Source organism: Corynebacterium timonense (assembly GCF_900105305.1).
Classification (GTDB): Bacteria; Actinomycetota; Actinomycetes; order Mycobacteriales; family Mycobacteriaceae; genus Corynebacterium; species Corynebacterium timonense.
Genome location: NZ_LT629765.1, coordinates 937,704 through 953,947, shown reverse-complemented (window position 1 = coordinate 953,947; position 16,244 = coordinate 937,704). Strand labels below are relative to the sequence as shown.

Sequence of the window (16,244 nt, the reverse complement as noted above, 5' to 3'; positions counted from 1 at the left end):
CTATTCGCCGCCCTTTTGCACGTAGGAGCGCACAAACTCTTCGGTGTTGGAGTCGAGGAGGGAGTCGATCTCGTCGAGCAGGTCTTCCGTGCCCGTCGTGGTGATCTGCGCCTGAGCGGCCTCAAACTCCTCGTGAGAGTCCTCGCCGCCCCCGTTGCCGTGGATCTGCTGCTGGTTCGCCATGCCCCAAGCCTAACCGAGCGCGGCAAGCAATTCGTCGACAGTCCTGGCCGTGTCCACCACTGCGCCCACCTCGGCGGCCGTGAACCCGTCGACCGCGTCGATGTGCACCCTGCGGGGCCCGGTCGCCGTGGAAAACAGCACGGACTGCCAGTTGGAGGCGAGGATGTCCTCGCCGAACTTACGGCTTACGGCGCCGCGGAACCACGCCCGCGAGTCCGCGGGAGCGTCGAGGGCGGCCGCCTCAATCTGTTCAGGCGACACCAGGGTTTTCATCCTCCCCTTGCGCACTAGGGCATGGTAGAGGGAAGACGCTGGGTCGATGTCCGCGTACTGCAAGTCCACCGCCTTCAGCTTCGCGTCCCCGACGCCGACCCCGCGCGCGGAGAAGCCTTTCACCAGCGCGTACTTCGCCGTCCAGTCGAGGCGGTCGGACGTGGACAGTGGGTCGCGCTCAAGGTCGTCGAGCAGTTCGCCCCACAGCTCGAGCACGCGCGTGTCGACGTCCCCTTCGCCGCGGCACCGCGCTAGGTACTCGCGCTGGATGGCGATGGCGGTGAGCCTTCGGGCGTCGCTAAGCACAAGCTCATGCGTGCAGGTGGGGTCGTGCGAAACCCGCTTGATCTCGCTCACCGCGTCAGCGAGCTTCAGGTCGCTGAAATCAACGCCCGACTCTATGGCGTCGAGCACGAGCTTCGTCGTGCCCAGCTTGAGCAGGTTCGAGTATTGGCTCATGTTCGCATCCCCGACGATGACGTGGAGGCGACGAAACTCGCGCTCGTCCGCATGCGGCTCGTCGCGAGTATTCACGATGCCTCGGTTGAGCGTGGTTTCGAGGCTGATTTCTTGCTCGATGTAGTCGGCGCGCTGCGAGATCTGGAACCCCTCGCGCTCTCCTTCCGCACCGAGGCCCACGCGCCCCGCGCCGACGAGGACCTGGCGGGTGACAAAGAAGGGAATGAGAGCCTGGGCAAGCGTAGGAAAGTCGGTGTGGCGAGAGTACTGGTAATTCTCGTGGCTACCGTAGGAGGCGCCCTTTCCGTCGACGTTGTTTTTGTAGAACTTCAGCGGCGGGCACGGCTCCTTATCCTTGAGCACGCTCACCCCCTGCTCATATAGTCCCGTGATGTTCGCCGCCGCTGTGTTCAACACGACGTCCCCGGCGGCGTCGTAGACCATCGCGTCCCACGCGTTGGACACCTCCGGGCTGGAGTATTCCGGGTGCGCGTGGTCGACATAAAAGCGCGCCCCGTTCGACGTGACCACGTTCGCCACACCGATCGCGTTCGCGTCGACGACGGGGGCGGTGTGGTAGCGCTTCAGGTCGAAGCCCCGTGCGTCCTTCAGCGGGTGCTCATCTTCGTAATCCCAGCGCGCCCGCGCCCCCGTATGCATCGCGGCGTAGGCCACCACCGTGTGCGTCGATGTCACGATCGGGCTCAGGCTCGGGTCGGAGGGGCACGTAATCCCGTACTCGGTTTCGGTCCCCATGTACCGGGGTTGGTTCGTTGCGCTCACCCGGCCAGGTTACTGCACGCCGGCGAGCCACATTATTTTCCTTAAATTGACCCCACAATAACTAAGGATCAGTTATTCTTTGATTTGCCACTGTCGAGCTTTCACATCAGCTTGAACGGTGGGCCACTCACCAACACGGGGAGCGCATAACCCCGACAACTTTGGAAGGAGAATCTGTCATGTTTCGACCTGCATGTGCCGTTGTCACGCTCACCCTCGTGTGTGCGGCTGCAATCACTCCACCCTCCCACGCAGAAGACGCTGTAGCGTCGGTCTCGTTGGCGGGCAGCTGGAGCGGAGCGCCCAGCGCCTCAGTTCCGGACACCAGCGGAGATGACCTCAAAGCTCAAGACCCCTTCGATATCACGCCCTTTGACTTCCGCGGGACTGGACCCCAAGGTGCTTGCCGTCTCGTGGTGTGGGATGTCGGGTGGGATCAGGCTGCAAACTGGCTCGGTATCCAGGGCGGCCGCGAAAATTGCGAGAACTACGCATCCTTCAACGTTGAGTTGCGTAAAGATTTGCAGTTAAGGCCCGATCCGCTCATCGGTTCGGTCCGTGGAGTGAACAACCAGATTGTTCGCGCTTTTGGTGCCTGCCAGGGCAGCGGACTGTACTACGGGAAGGTAACCAGCAGCACTGGACGGACGCTGCGAGGGGATAATTCAGGCGCTTGCCGCTAGGAAGAACGGAGAAAACACTCGCAATGATCTGCACACGTTCCCTGTCCAAGACGTACCGGACGCGTAAGGGCTCTACGGATGCGCTGAAAGATGTCTCTGTTGCTATCCCGCCTGGGGTGACCGCACTCATCGGTTCTAATGGCAGCGGCAAGTCCACGCTAATGCGCCTCCTGTGCACACTCGAGGAACCATCGCGCGGAAGTTTTACTGTCGCGGGGGACGTGATTGCGGGCAGGGCCCGCACCAGCTACAGGCAGCGGATCGGGTACGTCCCGCAGGACGTGCACTTCGTGTCCACCATGACCTGCAAGGATGCTCTCTCCTACGCGGGCTGGGTTGCGGGCCTCAACCGCCCCCACTACCTGGCGCGCGTACCCGAGGTGCTCTCCCTCGTTGAGCTTTCCGGCACCGAAAACGCGCGCGTCGGAGCGCTGTCGGGAGGGCAAACCCGGCGAATTGGCATTGCGGCTGCTCTCATGCACTCGCCGGACATTCTCTTCTTTGACGAGCCCACCGCTGGGCTTGACCCGCACGCCCGGATCGAGGTGCGCCGAATCGTTGAGCGGCTAGGCACGGAAGCAACCGTTGTGCTGTCCACGCATCTTTCGGACGACATTGAGTCGCTATCACAACACGTTATAGCGCTGCACGCGGGGCGCGTCGCGTTCGAGGGCACGTGGGATGAGCTAAAGTCCGCTGCCCGGCAGGAGATGGAGGGATTGACCACGGACGATCTGGAAAGCGCCCTCGCCTTCATTGCGGGTACCGCGCAGAGGAGGGGCTGAGCCCATGATCGCCCGCAAATTCGGCTCCCCCGCCCTGCCGATGCTGGGGATTATCCTGCTTGTTGCCAGCGTCGGAATCTCACTCTTGTTTGCCGCCAGGGAGCTTCAATTCGTTTACGTGAGAACGCCAGATGTCGGCTACAGCCTGCGATTAGCCACCAGTTATCTGTCCTTCGGCGTCGGTATTGTCACAGCGTTCAACGTCGCCGCCTTGAGCGCCCCGCGGGTGTACTCAGCGACTTCGCTGGGCCGGTACCCGCTCGCCCGCCAGGTGGTGCTGCTTAGTCTCACGCCTGCCGCCGTGGCCGCGGCAGGCGTGCTGATCGGCTTTCTTCCCGTCGTGGCCCTTGCCGCCGCCCGTGGCCGGGCGATGTCTGGCGGTGTGTTGCTCAACCTCCTCGCCTGTGTCGCCTTTCTGGCGATCATCGCCGCGTTTACTGCCCTTATCGGGATCTCCTTGCGCCGACTGCACCCCGTCATCTCCGCCCTCGTTGCTCTCCTGGTGACGTATTTCGTTGTGGCGTTTGCGGCGAACAGTTCGGCGACTTGGGCTGTCGCTGCCATCTCTCTAGACGCCATCAATCGGACGGACGTGGTAGAGCCCCGCAACTCCTCCGTGGCAGTGCTGGTGAGCGGGGTCGTCGCGCTCCTCAGTGTGGTCCTGGTGGCCGTGGTCGCCAGGGTGCGAAGGGGCGAGGCGCTGGTAGGAGCGGCGGCGGTGCTCGCTATCTCTGGGGTGGCCGTCGGCGGGCAGGCGCTCGCCGGCCCCGTGGTAGTGCTGGACCGCGACGTGTGCGCTACCACCCCCGGCGGCACGCAGGTCTGTGTTGACGCCTCCGACGCACCCGGCTTGCAGCGAATGGTTGGCGATGTGGCGGCCGTGGAAGAGTTTCTTCCCGCCGAAAACCAGCCCCCCGCCCTGGCGGATGTCTCTTCGTACCGGATTAAGACCGCGCACCCGGGTTACCGATATTTCCTAGTCAGGGGGTCGGAGCGGCGTCTGGATATCGGGGAGTTTCTCCTTGCCGAGCTTGGGTTGAGTTCGTGCACCGATCCGACGGCGGAAGGCGCGTTCGTCATTGACAGGGTGGGCGTGTACATCGTCAATAAGACGGGCGCCTATTCCAAAAATGTCGAGGAAAACGGGGCGTTTTACAAGGCCTACTCGGACGCCGGCTCGGCTCTCCCCGCCCCGGTGGACGAGCTGTCGATGCTTCCCGAGGGCGTTGCCGACCAACTCATCCACGACAACTGGGACGCCATCACGTCCTGCCAGGGAAACATCGACATGGTTCGCGCGCCGGCGGCGCGGTAGGCGGGGACAAGTCATGCCGATTCGCAGTGTGCTGCGGTCCATGCCGTGGGTCACGCTCCTGGTGCTCCTCGGCACCTGCATGCTCGGGGTGCGAGCCCTGCGCGTGATCAGCTTCCACGTTGGCCGCGACCCTTTCGATCCCTTCGTGGTGACGGCGCCGGAGATCGCCTCGCTGATTTTCGCCGTGTGCGCGGCCGCGTTGGCCGCGCCCACGATGCCGGAGGTTGACCTGCGACGGCCACGCAGCCAGGGGCTGGCCGTAGCCCGCCACGCGGGCGCCGCTCTTTGCGTCGTCGCCGTGGCCAGCTTCGCTGATCACCAGGTCAAGGCCGGGTTTGTCGTGCTAGCCGAGACAACTAAGGGCGGAGTTCCGGAAAGCGAGCTCATCATCAACAACAGCCTGCTCCTCTTCGCCATCGCGGGCCTCGCCATTACAGCCCTCGGGAAACTGCGGGGAGTTGTGGTGTCCCTGGCTGTGTGGCTGGCGGCGAACTCGGCCTTGCTGTTCTTCTCCGGGTTTACTCCGTGGCCTTTCGCGGTGCTCGCCGAAGCCGGGCCCTGGTTCTCCTGGCCGCACGTGGCCGCGACCCTGCTCGTGCTCGCGGCGGATGCCGCCGTCCAGCACCGCACCGCCGGCGCCAGCGGGCGGGCGCTGCGCGCCGACCGCTAGCCACGGGCCGAGACTGCCTCCAGGAACCTCTCGTGGATGGTGGTGTCGCCGGTCAGCTCCGGGTGGAAGCTGACCGCGATCGCCGTGTCCGTCTCCACTCCGACGATCGCCTCGCCGCGCCGGGCTATCACCCGGGCCGCCCCGCGGGCGTCCAGCACCTCCGGCGCCCGAATGAACGCCCCTCTCACCTCGCCGTAGGAAGTCGCAAGCTTTTCGACGTCGCTCGCGATCTGCCGGCCGAAGGAATTGCGTCGCACCGTCATATCGATGACCCCGAGGCTTCCCTGCCCCGGCGCGGGATCAACGATCTCGCTGGCGAGAGTGATGAGCCCGGCGCACGTGCCGAGCACCGGCAGCCCCCGGGCGAGCTCCTCGCGCAGCGGGTCGAACAGGCCGAAGATCCGCAGCAGCCGGTCGATGGTGGAGGATTCACCGCCGGGGATGACAACCCCGTCGATCCCGGTCAGGTCCTTGGGCGTGCGAACCGTGGTGACGGCGGCGCCCAAGGAAGCGAGCATGTCTACGTGCTCGCGCACTCCGCCTTGCAGCGCGAGGACCCCGACGGTGGGGGCTACCACCCCCGCTCCGCCAGGCGGTGCGGGGCGGGCAGGTCGGCGACGTTGATCCCCACCATCGCTTCACCGAGGCCGCGGGAGGCCTCGGTGACAACCTCAATGTCGTCCCACGCGGCGGTGGCCTTGACAATCGCCGCGGCGCGCGCCGCCGGGTCGCCCGACTTGAAGATGCCCGAGCCGACGAACACGCCGTCCGCACCGAGCTGCATCATGAGCGCGGCATCCGCGGGGGTGGCAACCCCTCCTGCGGTGAACAGGACGACCGGCAGCGCGCCGTGCTCTGCGACGTACTGGACCAGCTCGTAGGGGGCCTGCAGCTCCTTGGCCGCGACGTAGAGCTCGTCGCGGTTCGAGTTCCACAGCCCCTGCAGGCGAGCAATCTCGGCTTTGATGGTGCGGATGTGCTTGGTCGCCTCGGACACGTCGCCCGTTCCGGCCTCGCCCTTGGACCGGATCATCGCCGCGCCTTCGTTGATGCGGCGCAGGGCCTCGCCGAGGTTGGTCGCGCCGCAGACGAAGGGGACGCGGTAGTCGCGCTTGTCAATGTGGTTGACGTAATCCGCGGGGCTGAGCACCTCGGATTCGTCGATGTAGTCCACTCCCAGGTGCTCCAGGATGCGTGCCTCGACGCTGTGGCCGATGCGCGCCTTCGCCATGACCGGGATGTCGACGGCGTCGATGATTCCCTCGATGAGGTCGGGGTCCGACATGCGGGCCACGCCGCCTTGGGCGCGGATGTCGGCGGGCACGCGCTCCAGCGCCATGACGGCCACCGCGCCGGCATCCTCGGCGATACGCGCCTGCTCGGGGGTGACAACGTCCATGATCACCCCGCCCTTGAGCATCTGGGCGAGGCCGGATTTCACAGTAAAAGTGTTTTCAGACATGTCTCTATCGTGCCGGTGCAACTGGTAGATTACTAGTGCCAGTTTATCGTTAGTTTTTTGGACCAGTTGTGTTGAGCGTCGATCGTTCCCTCCCCCTGTCACTACCCGCCCAGATCGCCGCGGGCATGCGCGAGCTCGTCGCCAGCGGCCAGCTCGCCGCAGGCGAGCGCGTGCCTTCGACGCGCGAGCTTGCCGCGCTCCTTGACGTCTCTCGCGGAAGCGTTGTCACCGCCTACGACCAGCTGTCCTCCGAGGGCATCCTGTTGGCCTCCCAGGGGGCGCCGACCATCGTCCACCCGCAGCTGCCCCGTTTGAGCCCGCCGGTTCCTCGCCCCGCTCCGCCGTCGCGACGCGGCGCACAGCGCGTCATTTCGCTGAAGCCGACGTCCGGTCACGCCGGGACGATCAGGCCAGCCGCCTGGCGGCGGGCCTGGCGCGAAGCGGCGGCGGCGCCTGCCCAACCGGTGGATAAGGCGGGCCAGCCCTACCTGCGTGGCGCCGTCGCCGAGCACCTCCGCCTCGCCCGTGGCCTGCGCGTCGATCCCGAGAACGTCCTGGTCACGGGCGGGGCGCGCGAGGGGTTGCTCCTTATCCTCATGTCGCTCGGGCGGGCGCTGCGTGTGGGCGTGGAAGATCCGGGGCACCCGGGGTTGCGCACGATCGTCCCGCTCGCCGGGCACACCCCTGTGACCTGCCCGACCGACGAAAACGGCCTGGTGGTGGAGGCGCTGCCGACGGACCTCGACGCCCTGCTTGTCACCCCCTCGCACCTTTATCCGCTGGGCGCTTCGATGCCTGCCCCGCGCCGCCACGCGCTGTTGGAGTGGGCTGCCCGCACGGACGTGGTGCTCATCGAGGACGATTTCAACAGCGAGCTGCGCTACCGCGTGTCCCCGCAGCCCACCCTGGCGGCCCTGTCCACGGAGGCTACGGTGGTCTCGCTCGGAACGTTTTCGACCCTGCTTAGCCGCGAGCTCAACGCCGGCTACGTGGTGGCCGACCCCGCCACCGCGGTCACGCTGCGCGCCACCCGGGAGCTGCTCGGCATGCCGGTGTCGAGCGTCACGCAGGACGCCATCGCCCACCTGCTCGACAGCGGCGATGTCCGCCGCACCACGAAAAGGGTGCACGCGCGCCTTGTGGTACGCCGCGAGGTGCTGGCGGGCACGGTTTTTCCGGCGCTCCGGGAGCGCGGCGCGCGCATCGTGCACAGCGATGACTCGCTCGGCGTCGACGCTCTTGTCTACTTCGACGACGCCGCGGCAAAGCAGGCCTTCGAGGAACAGATGCGGCGCGGGCGTCTGACGTGTGGGTACCTAGGAGACGGGCTCCTCCTCGGGTTTGGTCACCTCAGCGAGGAAGACTTCGCCCACGCCATCGCTGTCCTCAGGCCGCAACCTTAACGGGCACCTGCTCCCGCTCGGTCGGGCGCCGGCGCACGAGGGAGGCGTAGATCGCGCCGGTGACGTTGTGCAGCACGGCGGCGACGGCGCCAGGCAGCGCCGCCTCCGGCGCGAAGAACTGCCCGGCCATGCCGGACGAGAGACCGGCCGACTGGGTTCCAACCTCGACGGCGGCAGTTCGACGGTAGCTTTCCGGTTGCCCCACGGCTTTGGCGGCGTAGTAGCCAAGCACATAGCCGAACACGTTGTGGGCCAGCACCGCTAGGAGGACGAGCCCGCCGACCTCGATGAGTGCTTCCCTGTTCGCGGCCACCGTGGGAAAGACCACGCCGCCGATGCCGAGGATGGAGATCCACGGCAGGACAGGAGAGATCCTCTCCATCCATGCGTTGAGCAGGTAGCGCAGCAGGACGCCTCCCACGACGGGGATCAGCACGGTCTGCGCCAACTGGGTTGCCATGCCGGCGGCGTTGACTTCCACTTCTGCGCCCGCGAGAAGCAGCATAAGAAGCGGTGTCATCATCGGCGCGACGAGCGTGGACACGCTGGTCATGGCAACGGACAGCGCCACGTCCCCCTTGGCCAGGTAAGCGATGACGTTCGAGGCTGTGCCGCCCGGCACGGAGCCGAGCATGAGCAGGCCCACGGCCAGCATCGGGTTGAGCCCGAAAACCTTGGCCACGATGACCGCGCCCAGCGGCATGATCACGAACTGCGCCACGACGCCGACGAGCACAGGCGTCGGCCGGCGCGCGATTTCTTTGAAGTCCGGGATGGTCAAGGTGAGACCCATGCCGAACATGATGATCATGAGGAAGTACGTGATGTACTGCTTCAGCGGTAGGAACGGCGCCGGCGCGGCGAAGGCGATGGCCGCGCCGATGAGGATAAATACCGGGAACGCCGCGACCGCGACTGCGGCGGAACGGTCTTTCATGAGCCCTCCATTCCAAAACATGAAACTTGCGTCCCAAAATACGGGATGGAGGGTATGGTACCCCACGCCCTTAAACGCGCGACAGCACCTCCACAGCAACGACGCGCCGGCCGTGGTGGCCAGTGATCCGCGCCCACTCGTCCGGGCTGGTCGTGTTGGGCAGATCCTCGCTCTCGTCCTGCTCGGCACGCACCGCCGCCCGCAGGTGGTCCGCGCGCACGCCGCGTGTCGACGCCCCTGCGATGTGATCCTTGATCGCCAGCTTCTTGGCCCGGTCGACGATGTTGGCGATCATCGCGCCGGAGACGAAGTCGGCGTAGTGGAGGGTTTCCTCGGTCCCGTCAGCGAGCTCGAGGCGCAGGTACGGGCGGGGCTCGAACAGGGCGCTGGTGGCGGCGTCGATAAGCAATGCGATCTCGCCCTCGTGGGGGATCTCCTCGGTGAGGTAGCGGGCAAAGATGTCGCGGGCCTCGTCGCGCGTGGGGCGCGAGACGCGGATCTTGATGTCCAGCCTGCCGGGGCGCAGGATGGCCGGGTCGATGAGCTCCTCGCGGTTGGTGGCGCCGATGACGATGACGTTGGCGATGCCTTCCACCCCGTCGATCTCGGTGAGAAACTGTGGGACGACGGTGGTCTCCATATCAGAGGACACGCCGGAGCCGCGGGTGCGGAAGATCGACTCCATTTCGTCGAAAAAGATGATGACGGGCTGGCCGGTCGCGGCGAGCTCGCGGGCGCGCTCGAAGATGAGGCGGATGCGCCGCTCGGTCTCGCCGACGAACTTGTTCAGCAGCTCCGGGCCCTTGACGTTGATGAAGTGGGCGGTGCCGCCATCGCCGATGCGGGCGGACAGGGAGTTGGCCACGGCTTTGGCGATGAGCGTCTTCCCGCAGCCGGGCGGGCCGTAGAGCAACACGCCCTTCGGCGGGGTCAGGTCGTAGCTGCGGTAGAGCTCCGGGTAGGAAAAGGGCAGCTCGACGGAGTCCTGGATGGTCTCGATCTGCGAGGACAGGCCGCCGATGTCGGCGTAGGTGACGTCGGGGACCTCTTCCAGCGAGAGCTGGTTGACCTCCGTCTTGGCCACCTTCTCGTAGGCGTAGCCCACGCGGGTGTCGCAGATGACCGTGTCGTCGGCGCGCAGGGTGCCGCGCAGCGGCTGGGCGAGCTGCACGAGGCTCTCCGCGCCCTGCTGGTCGGCGATGACCGCGCGGTTGTCCCCGATGCGCTCGATCACCGTGGCCAGCTGGCCGGTGTGCTCGAAGCCGCAGGCCTCGACCACGATCGTGCCGTCGCCGAGGCGAACCAGCATGCCAGGGGCGAGCGCTTCCGGGGAGAGCAGGGGTGACACCTTGACGCGCATGCGGCGGCCGGAGGTGAACACCTCCGCCTCCATGCCCTTCGGCGAGGCGTCGAGGAAGATGCCGTAGGTGCTGGCGGGTTCTTCCAGCGCCTCCATCTGCGCGTAGAGGTCGGTGAGCTTGTCGCGGCTCGCCTTGAGCAGCTCCGCAAGCTTCTTGTTGCGCGAGCTCATCGCCTGGTTCTCGCGCTTCAGTTCGCGCAGTTGGGGGCCGAAAGCGTCATCCTCGATAGCCATACGTCCACACTAGCGGCGCGCTTTGCGCTGGGGGCGCGGCGGCGTGACGCCGTCGGCAAGTCGGCGCGTCCACACGAGGAACGCCGTGTGGGCGTTCATGCGGTGCTCGGGGCGGGTGGCCAGGCCTTCGACCTTCCACTCGCGCAGCAGCGTCTCCCAGGCGCGCGGTTCCGTGAAGCACTTGGCCTCGCGGATGCTCTCCATGATGTTCATCAGCTGGGGCACCGTGGCCACGTACGTCATAAACACCCCGCCCGGGATAAGCAGCTGCTTCACCGTGTCGATGAAGTGCCACGGCTCGACCATGTCGAGGATGAGCCTGTCCACCGGCCCGCCGAGATCCTCCCGCGTCACCGCCCCGAAATCGCCCAGGCGCGGTTGCCACCACGCGGGCTCCTCGCCGAAGTACTCCGCGACGTTGGCGCGCGCGTACTCCAGGTGGTCCTCGCGCACCTCGTAGGAAAACACCGTCCCCTCAGGGCCCACCGCGCGCAGCAAGGACATCGACAACGCGCCCGAACCAGCCCCGGCCTCGAGTACGCGCGCGCCCATGTAGATGTCGCCCTCGACGAGGATCTGCGCCGCGTCCTTCGGGTAGATCACGGCGGCGCCGCGCGGCATGGACAGCACGTGGTCGACGAGCAGGTGGCGGAAGCACAGGTAGTCGGCCCCGAGGGTGGAGGTGACCACGGTGCCCTCCTCAGCGCCGATGATCTCGTCGTGCTCCACGATGCCCTTGTGGGAGTGGAACTGTCCGCCGGGCACGAGCTCGATGGTGAAATGGCGGCGCTTGGCGTCGGTGAGCTGCACCTTCTCGCCTGCCTGGAAAGGGCGGGAATACACTCCAGATCCTCCTGCGTTGGTTGGCCTGACGCGTCAACGGTAGTCGGCGCGGTAGAAGGACTCCAAGGCGTCGGTGAACCACTCCATGTCGCGCACGCCGCACAGCTCGCGCGCCGAGTGCATGGACAACAGGGGCACGCCCACGTCGACGGTGGGAATACCCAACCGCGTCGCCGAGATCGGCCCGATGGTCGAGCCGCAGGGAACGTCGTTGTTGCCGACGAACGTCTGCACTGGCACGCCCGCCGCGGCACAGGCGCGCTTCCATTCAGCCTCCGTCACGGCGTCGGAGGCGTAGCGCTGGTTCGCGTTGATCTTGAGCACCGGACCGCCGTTGATGACCGGCCGGTGCGTTGGGTCGTGCTTGCCCGGGTAGTTCGGGTGCACCGAATGCGCTGCATCCGCGGAGACAAGCAGCGAGTGCGCGAACACCTCGGCCGGGTTGCCCAGCTCAGCCGCTAGGGCGGCCAGCACCCTTTCCAGCAGAGGCCCGCCGGCCCCCGTCGGGCTCGCCGAGCCGACTTCCTCGTGGTTGAAGGCCGCCAGCACGAGCACGTCGCGCGCCGCGTCCTTCGCCCGGAGCAGCGCGCGTAGCGACGCCCACACACTGCTCAGATTATCCAACCGCCCCGCCGCCAGCATGTCCCCCACCAGCTCGCCGCGTTGGGTGTCCGCCGAGACGAGCTCGTGCGCCAGAATCTCCCCCGGTTCTACTCCCGCAGCGCGGGCGAGCACCTCGCTAAAAGGCTCCCCGCCGCCGAGGATCGGCGCAGTGTGCGCCTGGCGTTCCAGCGCCGGAGCGTCGCCGCGATAGAGGTGGATGGCGAGGCTGGACACCCGCGCCACCGGCCCCGTGTTCACGAGGTTGTGCGTGCCGTCACGCAACACGACACGCCCGGCGAACGTGATGTCGCGGTCGAACCAGGTGCTCAGGATGGGGCCGCCGTAGACCTCCACCGCCACCTGGTGAAAACCCTCGCGCACGAGGTCCGGGTCCGGTTTGACGGACAGGCCCGGAGAGTCCGTGTGCGAGCCCACGACCCGCATGCGCGGGCGGGGGTTGTCGGGCACCCACCAGGCAATCACGGCACCTCCGTTGACAAGGACGTGTCCGCCGGGCGTCGACAAGCATTCGTCTGCGAAACCTGCTGTGAGCAGCTCATCGCGGACATTCGCCGCGGCGTGGAATGGGCTCGGGCTAGCGGCGATGAAGTCGGCGAGGGAGGGCAACTGGTCTGGGGAGCGTCCGGTCATGCCTTTACCCTAGCGGGTGCGGAAGTCGGCTCTAGTGCTTGCCAACCATGCTCAGGGCCTTCTTCAGCAGCAAGGCCACGGCCCCGACAAGCACCGCGATAATAGCGGGGATACCGAGCCCCAGCGCCAGGTTGTTGTCGATGCTCGAGCCCTTGTCACCCTGCTTGCCGGCGACCTTGTCCACACTGTTGCTCAGCTCGACGGTCTTACCAGCGGCGCTGTTGGCCGCAACGAGCGCATCGCGGATCGATTCCACGCGGAACACAGATTGCTGGTTCCGCTCGATCTCGGCCACCTCAGCTTGCTTGTGTCGAGCCTCGGCAACGAATTCCTTTGCGGGGTTGAGGAACTCGGACGCGATCCGCTTCTTGACTGCCATATCCTCAGTCCTGTCATAGGCTGCCTGAATGACCGTGAGCGCATCTTCCGCCCGTTTGACTGCGGCGTCGATGCCCGCCCTGTAGCGGACGACTTCTTCCTGGAGAATCCTGATCCAATCTTGGCTGATGCGATCCGCCTTAGTGCCCAAGGCGTCGGCCTTGTCGCTCAACGCATCCATGTCTTCCTTCGAGGTAGCATTCTTTGCTTCCTCAACGAGCGCCTCGGTCTCTTTCACCAGCGTCTCCGCCGCGGCAAGGATAGTCGCGTATTCCTTCTGACCCTCCTCCGTTGTCACGGCATCCGACCTGTCGGAGATTTGTTTGTGGACCCTGACCGCCTTGGCCTTGACGGCCTCCGCCTTCTTCGCAAGGGTTTCTCCCCCCTGCTGTTCTGCCGAGACTTCGGTCGCGTGCGCAGCCGGGGGCACGGCTGTGGCGACACCTTGGGCCGCGACGGCCGTAGCAATCATCACAGACAGTGCGCGACGGCGCGATTTACTGATGCTCATGTTAGGACTCTCCCAACGTAGAAGAAAAACTGACGAAGAAAATATATAGTTCGCCGAGCTAAGTTAACGCAACATGAACCGTATGACCACATGGAATTATTAGATAATTACCCGGAAGTCCTGATATACGCTGGCGACCTATCGGGCCCGGCGGCCCCCGTTCGCACCGCACCGACGGCACGACCGTAGTGCCGGATCCCGGGGTTAGACTTACAGGCACCATGACGACGTCCACACCTAAACCCCTCGCCCTGTCCCCCTCCCGCGCCTCCGACTACAAACAGTGTCCGCTGCTCTACCGCTTCCGGGCGATCGACAAACTGCCCGAAGAAAAGACAGAAGCACAGGTCAAAGGAACGCTCGTTCACGCCGTGCTCGAGGAAATGCACGGGTGGCCACGCGAAGAGCGCACATACCCCGCCGCAGTGAAGCGCATTCGACCGCAGTGGGAGAGCATGCTTGACGACGACCCATCCTCCGCCGACCCCATCACCGACACGCACCAGTTGTTCGTCGACACGCGCGCGCTGCTACGTGGGTACTTCGAAATGGAAAACCCGCTCGGCTTCGACTCGTACAAGCAGGAAATGTACGTCTCCACCGTGCTCCCCAACGGTGTCCCAGTGCGCGGGTTCATCGACCGCGTCGATATCGCTCCCACGGGTGAGGTGCGCGTCGTCGATTACAAGACCGGCAAAAAGCCGCTACCGCGCTACTCTGCGGACGCGCAGTTTCAGATGCGATTCTACGCGCTCGTGTACTGGCGTCTCTTCGGAAAGATCCCCACGCAGCTGCGGCTGATGTACCTCAAGGTCGCCGACTCGCTCTTCCTCACCCCCTCGCGAGAAGAGCTGGAGTACTTCGAGCGCGACCTGGGTGACCTGTGGCAGAAAATAGCAGGAGATGGCGTGGAGGGAACGTACCGTCCCCGCCACACCAAGCTGTGCGGGTGGTGTTCCTTCCAGGCCATCTGCCCTGTCTTCGGTGGCACTCCGCCACACTACCCCGGATGGCCGGGGTCAGCGGCTGACTAAAACAGGCCGGAGACGACGCCGTTCTCGTCGACGTCGATGTTGTTGGCCGCCGGAATCGTCGGCAGGCCCGGCATGGTCATCACGTCGCCGGTCAGGGCGACGACGAAGCCCGCACCGGTAAGCGGGACAAGCTTGCGCACGTGGAGGGTGTGGCCCTCCGGCGCGCCAAGCTGGCTCGGGTCGTCCGAGAAGGAGTACTGCGTTTTGGACACGCACACCGGCAGGGTGTCGAAGCCGTTGCCCTTCAGCGTGCGCAGGTCACGCAGGGCGTTGACGGAGTACTCGACCTTCTCCGCGCGGTAGATCTCGGTCGCGATGGTCTCGATCGCGTTTTCTACGCCGTCCGCAGGATCGTACAGCGCTCGGGAGGTACCCTCGCTGAGGTTGTCCAGCAGGGTGGTGGCAAGGTCGATGGCGCCGTCGCCGCCCTTGGCCCACACCTCGCACTCCGCAAGCGCCACGCCGTGCTTGTCGGCCCACTCGCGCACGACCGCGCGCTCCGCCTGGGTGTCAGACGTAAACAGGTTGATCGCCACCACAGGCTTCACGCCGAATTTCGCGACGTTTTCCACGTGGCGCTCTAGGTTCACAATGCCGTCCTTGACCGCGGCGGTGTTCTCCTCCGTCAAGTCTTCCTTGGCCACGCCAGCGTTGTACTTCATGGAGCGGATGGTGGCCACGACCACGGCGCCCGCCACGTCGAAGCCGCCGTAGCGTGCCTTGATGTCGAAGAACTTTTCCGCGCCCAAGTCGGAGCCGAAGCCTGCCTCGGTGAGGACGATGTCGGCGAGGTTCTGCGCGGTGTGCGTGGCCAGCAGCGTGTTGCAGCCGTGGGCGATGTTGGCGAAGGGGCCGCCGTGGATGAGGGCCGGGGTCCCGCCGAGCGTCTGCACCAGGTTCGGGTTGATCGCGTTCTTCAGCAGGGCCGTCAGCGCTCCTTCGGCGCCGAGCTGGCCAGCGGTGACGGGCTCCTTGTCGAAGGTCAGGCCGATGGTGATGGCGGCGAGACGCTTCTTCAGGTCCTGAAGGTCAGACGCAAGGCCGAGGATTGCCATGATCTCCGAGGCAGCGGTGATGGTGAAGCCGGTCTGGGTGGGTACGCCGTCGCCGGGTCCGCCGAGGCCGGTGATGACGCGGCGCAGGGAGCGGTCGTTGACGTCGAGGCAGCGTTGCCAGATGATGCGGCGTGGGTCAATGCCCAGCTCGTTGCCCTTCTGGATGTGGTTGTCGATGAGGGCCGCGAGCGTGTTGGTGGCGGAGGTGACGGCGTGGAAGTCGCCGGTGAAGTGCAGGTTGATGTTCTCCATCGGGACGACCTGGGAGTAGCCACCGCCTGCGGCGCCGCCCTTGATGCCCATGACCGGGCCGAGCGAGGGCTCGCGCAGCGCCACCATGGCGTTGTTTCCGAGCTTGGCCAGCGCGTCCGCCAGGCCGATGAGGACGGTGGATTTCCCCTCGCCCGCCGGGGTCGGGGAGACGCCTGCGACCAAGACGACCTTGCCGGGGTTGGTGGCCGGCACGCGGGAGGCGTCGACCTTAGCCATGTGGTTGCCGATGGGGATGAGCGCGTCGGCGGGGACGCCCGCCTTGTCCGCGATATCGGTGATGGGTTCGAGGGTGTGAGCTTGGGCGATTTCTACGTCTGTAGCCATACCCCCAGGCTACAGACGCGCGCGC

General features: G+C 65.8%; 15 protein-coding genes. 5 read left to right on the top strand and 10 right to left on the bottom strand.

Annotated elements, in window-relative coordinates:
• Both BLT81_RS04610 and dop read right to left on the bottom strand, forming a co-directional pair.
• A complete protein-coding gene (locus tag BLT81_RS04610; protein ID WP_019194655.1) occupies window positions 1-183 on the bottom strand; it encodes a ubiquitin-like protein Pup in 183 nt (60 codons plus the stop codon).
• Between the two features lie 9 nt (window positions 184-192).
• Window positions 193-1,671 carry a depupylase/deamidase Dop gene (dop, locus tag BLT81_RS04605; RefSeq protein ID WP_019194654.1) on the bottom strand — a complete coding sequence of 493 codons (1,479 nt, stop codon included), beginning with the start codon at window positions 1,669-1,671 and terminating at the stop codon, window positions 193-195.
• A 733-nt stretch (window positions 1,672-2,404) separates the two neighbouring features.
• Here dop and BLT81_RS04600 point away from each other — a divergent pair.
• Genes BLT81_RS04600 through BLT81_RS04590 form a run of 3 tightly spaced genes read left to right on the top strand, consistent with a single transcriptional unit; the run spans window position 2,405 to window position 5,151 of the window.
• Window positions 2,405-3,166 (top strand): ABC transporter ATP-binding protein, encoded by a 762-nt coding sequence (locus tag BLT81_RS04600; RefSeq protein ID WP_019194653.1) that lies wholly within the window; start codon window positions 2,405-2,407, stop codon window positions 3,164-3,166.
• 4 nt (window positions 3,167-3,170) lie between these two features.
• Window positions 3,171-4,481 carry a hypothetical protein gene (locus tag BLT81_RS04595; protein ID WP_019194652.1) on the top strand — a complete coding sequence of 437 codons (1,311 nt, stop codon included), beginning with the start codon at window positions 3,171-3,173 and terminating at the stop codon, window positions 4,479-4,481.
• 13 nt (window positions 4,482-4,494) lie between these two features.
• Entirely contained in the window at window positions 4,495-5,151 is a 657-nt protein-coding gene (locus tag BLT81_RS04590; RefSeq protein WP_019194651.1) for a hypothetical protein, read from the top strand.
• Here BLT81_RS04590 and pdxT read toward each other — a convergent pair.
• Together pdxT and pdxS are read right to left on the bottom strand one after the other, a co-directional pair.
• On the bottom strand, window positions 5,148-5,729 hold the full coding sequence (pdxT, locus tag BLT81_RS04585; RefSeq protein ID WP_019194650.1) for a pyridoxal 5'-phosphate synthase glutaminase subunit PdxT: 582 nt from the start codon (window positions 5,727-5,729) through the stop codon (window positions 5,148-5,150). The two genes, BLT81_RS04590 and pdxT, sit on opposite strands and share 4 nt — an antisense overlap.
• Window positions 5,723-6,613, bottom strand: coding sequence for a pyridoxal 5'-phosphate synthase lyase subunit PdxS (gene pdxS / locus BLT81_RS04580; RefSeq protein WP_019194649.1), 891 nt, complete (start codon window positions 6,611-6,613; stop codon window positions 5,723-5,725). The genes pdxT and pdxS overlap by 7 nt, the downstream gene beginning before the upstream one ends.
• Window positions 6,614-6,681: 68 nt before the next feature.
• On the opposite strand from pdxS, the gene pdxR reads away from it, so the two are divergent.
• On the top strand, window positions 6,682-8,016 hold the full coding sequence (pdxR, locus tag BLT81_RS04575) for a MocR-like pyridoxine biosynthesis transcription factor PdxR (RefSeq protein ID WP_019194648.1): 1,335 nt from the start codon (window positions 6,682-6,684) through the stop codon (window positions 8,014-8,016).
• Here pdxR and BLT81_RS04570 read toward each other — a convergent pair.
• The 5 genes from BLT81_RS04570 to BLT81_RS04550 all read right to left on the bottom strand — a co-directional run bounded on the left by BLT81_RS04570 (window position 8,000) and on the right by BLT81_RS04550 (window position 13,533).
• Window positions 8,000-8,953 carry a bile acid:sodium symporter family protein gene (locus BLT81_RS04570; protein ID WP_019194647.1) on the bottom strand — a complete coding sequence of 318 codons (954 nt, stop codon included), beginning with the start codon at window positions 8,951-8,953 and terminating at the stop codon, window positions 8,000-8,002. The two genes, pdxR and BLT81_RS04570, sit on opposite strands and share 17 nt — an antisense overlap.
• A gap of 70 nt (window positions 8,954-9,023) precedes the next feature.
• Window positions 9,024-10,547 (bottom strand): proteasome ATPase, encoded by a 1,524-nt coding sequence (gene arc / locus BLT81_RS04565; protein WP_019194646.1) that lies wholly within the window; start codon window positions 10,545-10,547, stop codon window positions 9,024-9,026.
• A gap of 9 nt (window positions 10,548-10,556) precedes the next feature.
• A complete protein-coding gene (locus tag BLT81_RS04560; RefSeq protein WP_019194645.1) occupies window positions 10,557-11,390 on the bottom strand; it encodes a tRNA (adenine-N1)-methyltransferase in 834 nt (277 codons plus the stop codon).
• Window positions 11,391-11,423: 33 nt separating this feature from the next.
• On the bottom strand, window positions 11,424-12,644 hold the full coding sequence (locus tag BLT81_RS04555) for a M18 family aminopeptidase (protein ID WP_019194644.1): 1,221 nt from the start codon (window positions 12,642-12,644) through the stop codon (window positions 11,424-11,426).
• A gap of 31 nt (window positions 12,645-12,675) precedes the next feature.
• A complete protein-coding gene (locus BLT81_RS04550; RefSeq protein ID WP_155860857.1) occupies window positions 12,676-13,533 on the bottom strand; it encodes a hypothetical protein in 858 nt (285 codons plus the stop codon).
• A gap of 221 nt (window positions 13,534-13,754) precedes the next feature.
• Here BLT81_RS04550 and BLT81_RS04545 point away from each other — a divergent pair, with 221 nt between their 5' ends.
• Window positions 13,755-14,567, top strand: a complete 813-nt coding sequence (locus BLT81_RS04545; protein WP_019194642.1) for a RecB family exonuclease — start codon at window positions 13,755-13,757, stop codon at window positions 14,565-14,567.
• On the opposite strand, the gene BLT81_RS04540 is transcribed toward BLT81_RS04545, so the two are convergent.
• Entirely contained in the window at window positions 14,564-16,219 is a 1,656-nt protein-coding gene (locus BLT81_RS04540; protein ID WP_019194641.1) for a formate--tetrahydrofolate ligase, read from the bottom strand. The genes BLT81_RS04545 and BLT81_RS04540 overlap by 4 nt on opposite strands.
• Window positions 16,220-16,244 lie beyond the last annotated feature (25 nt).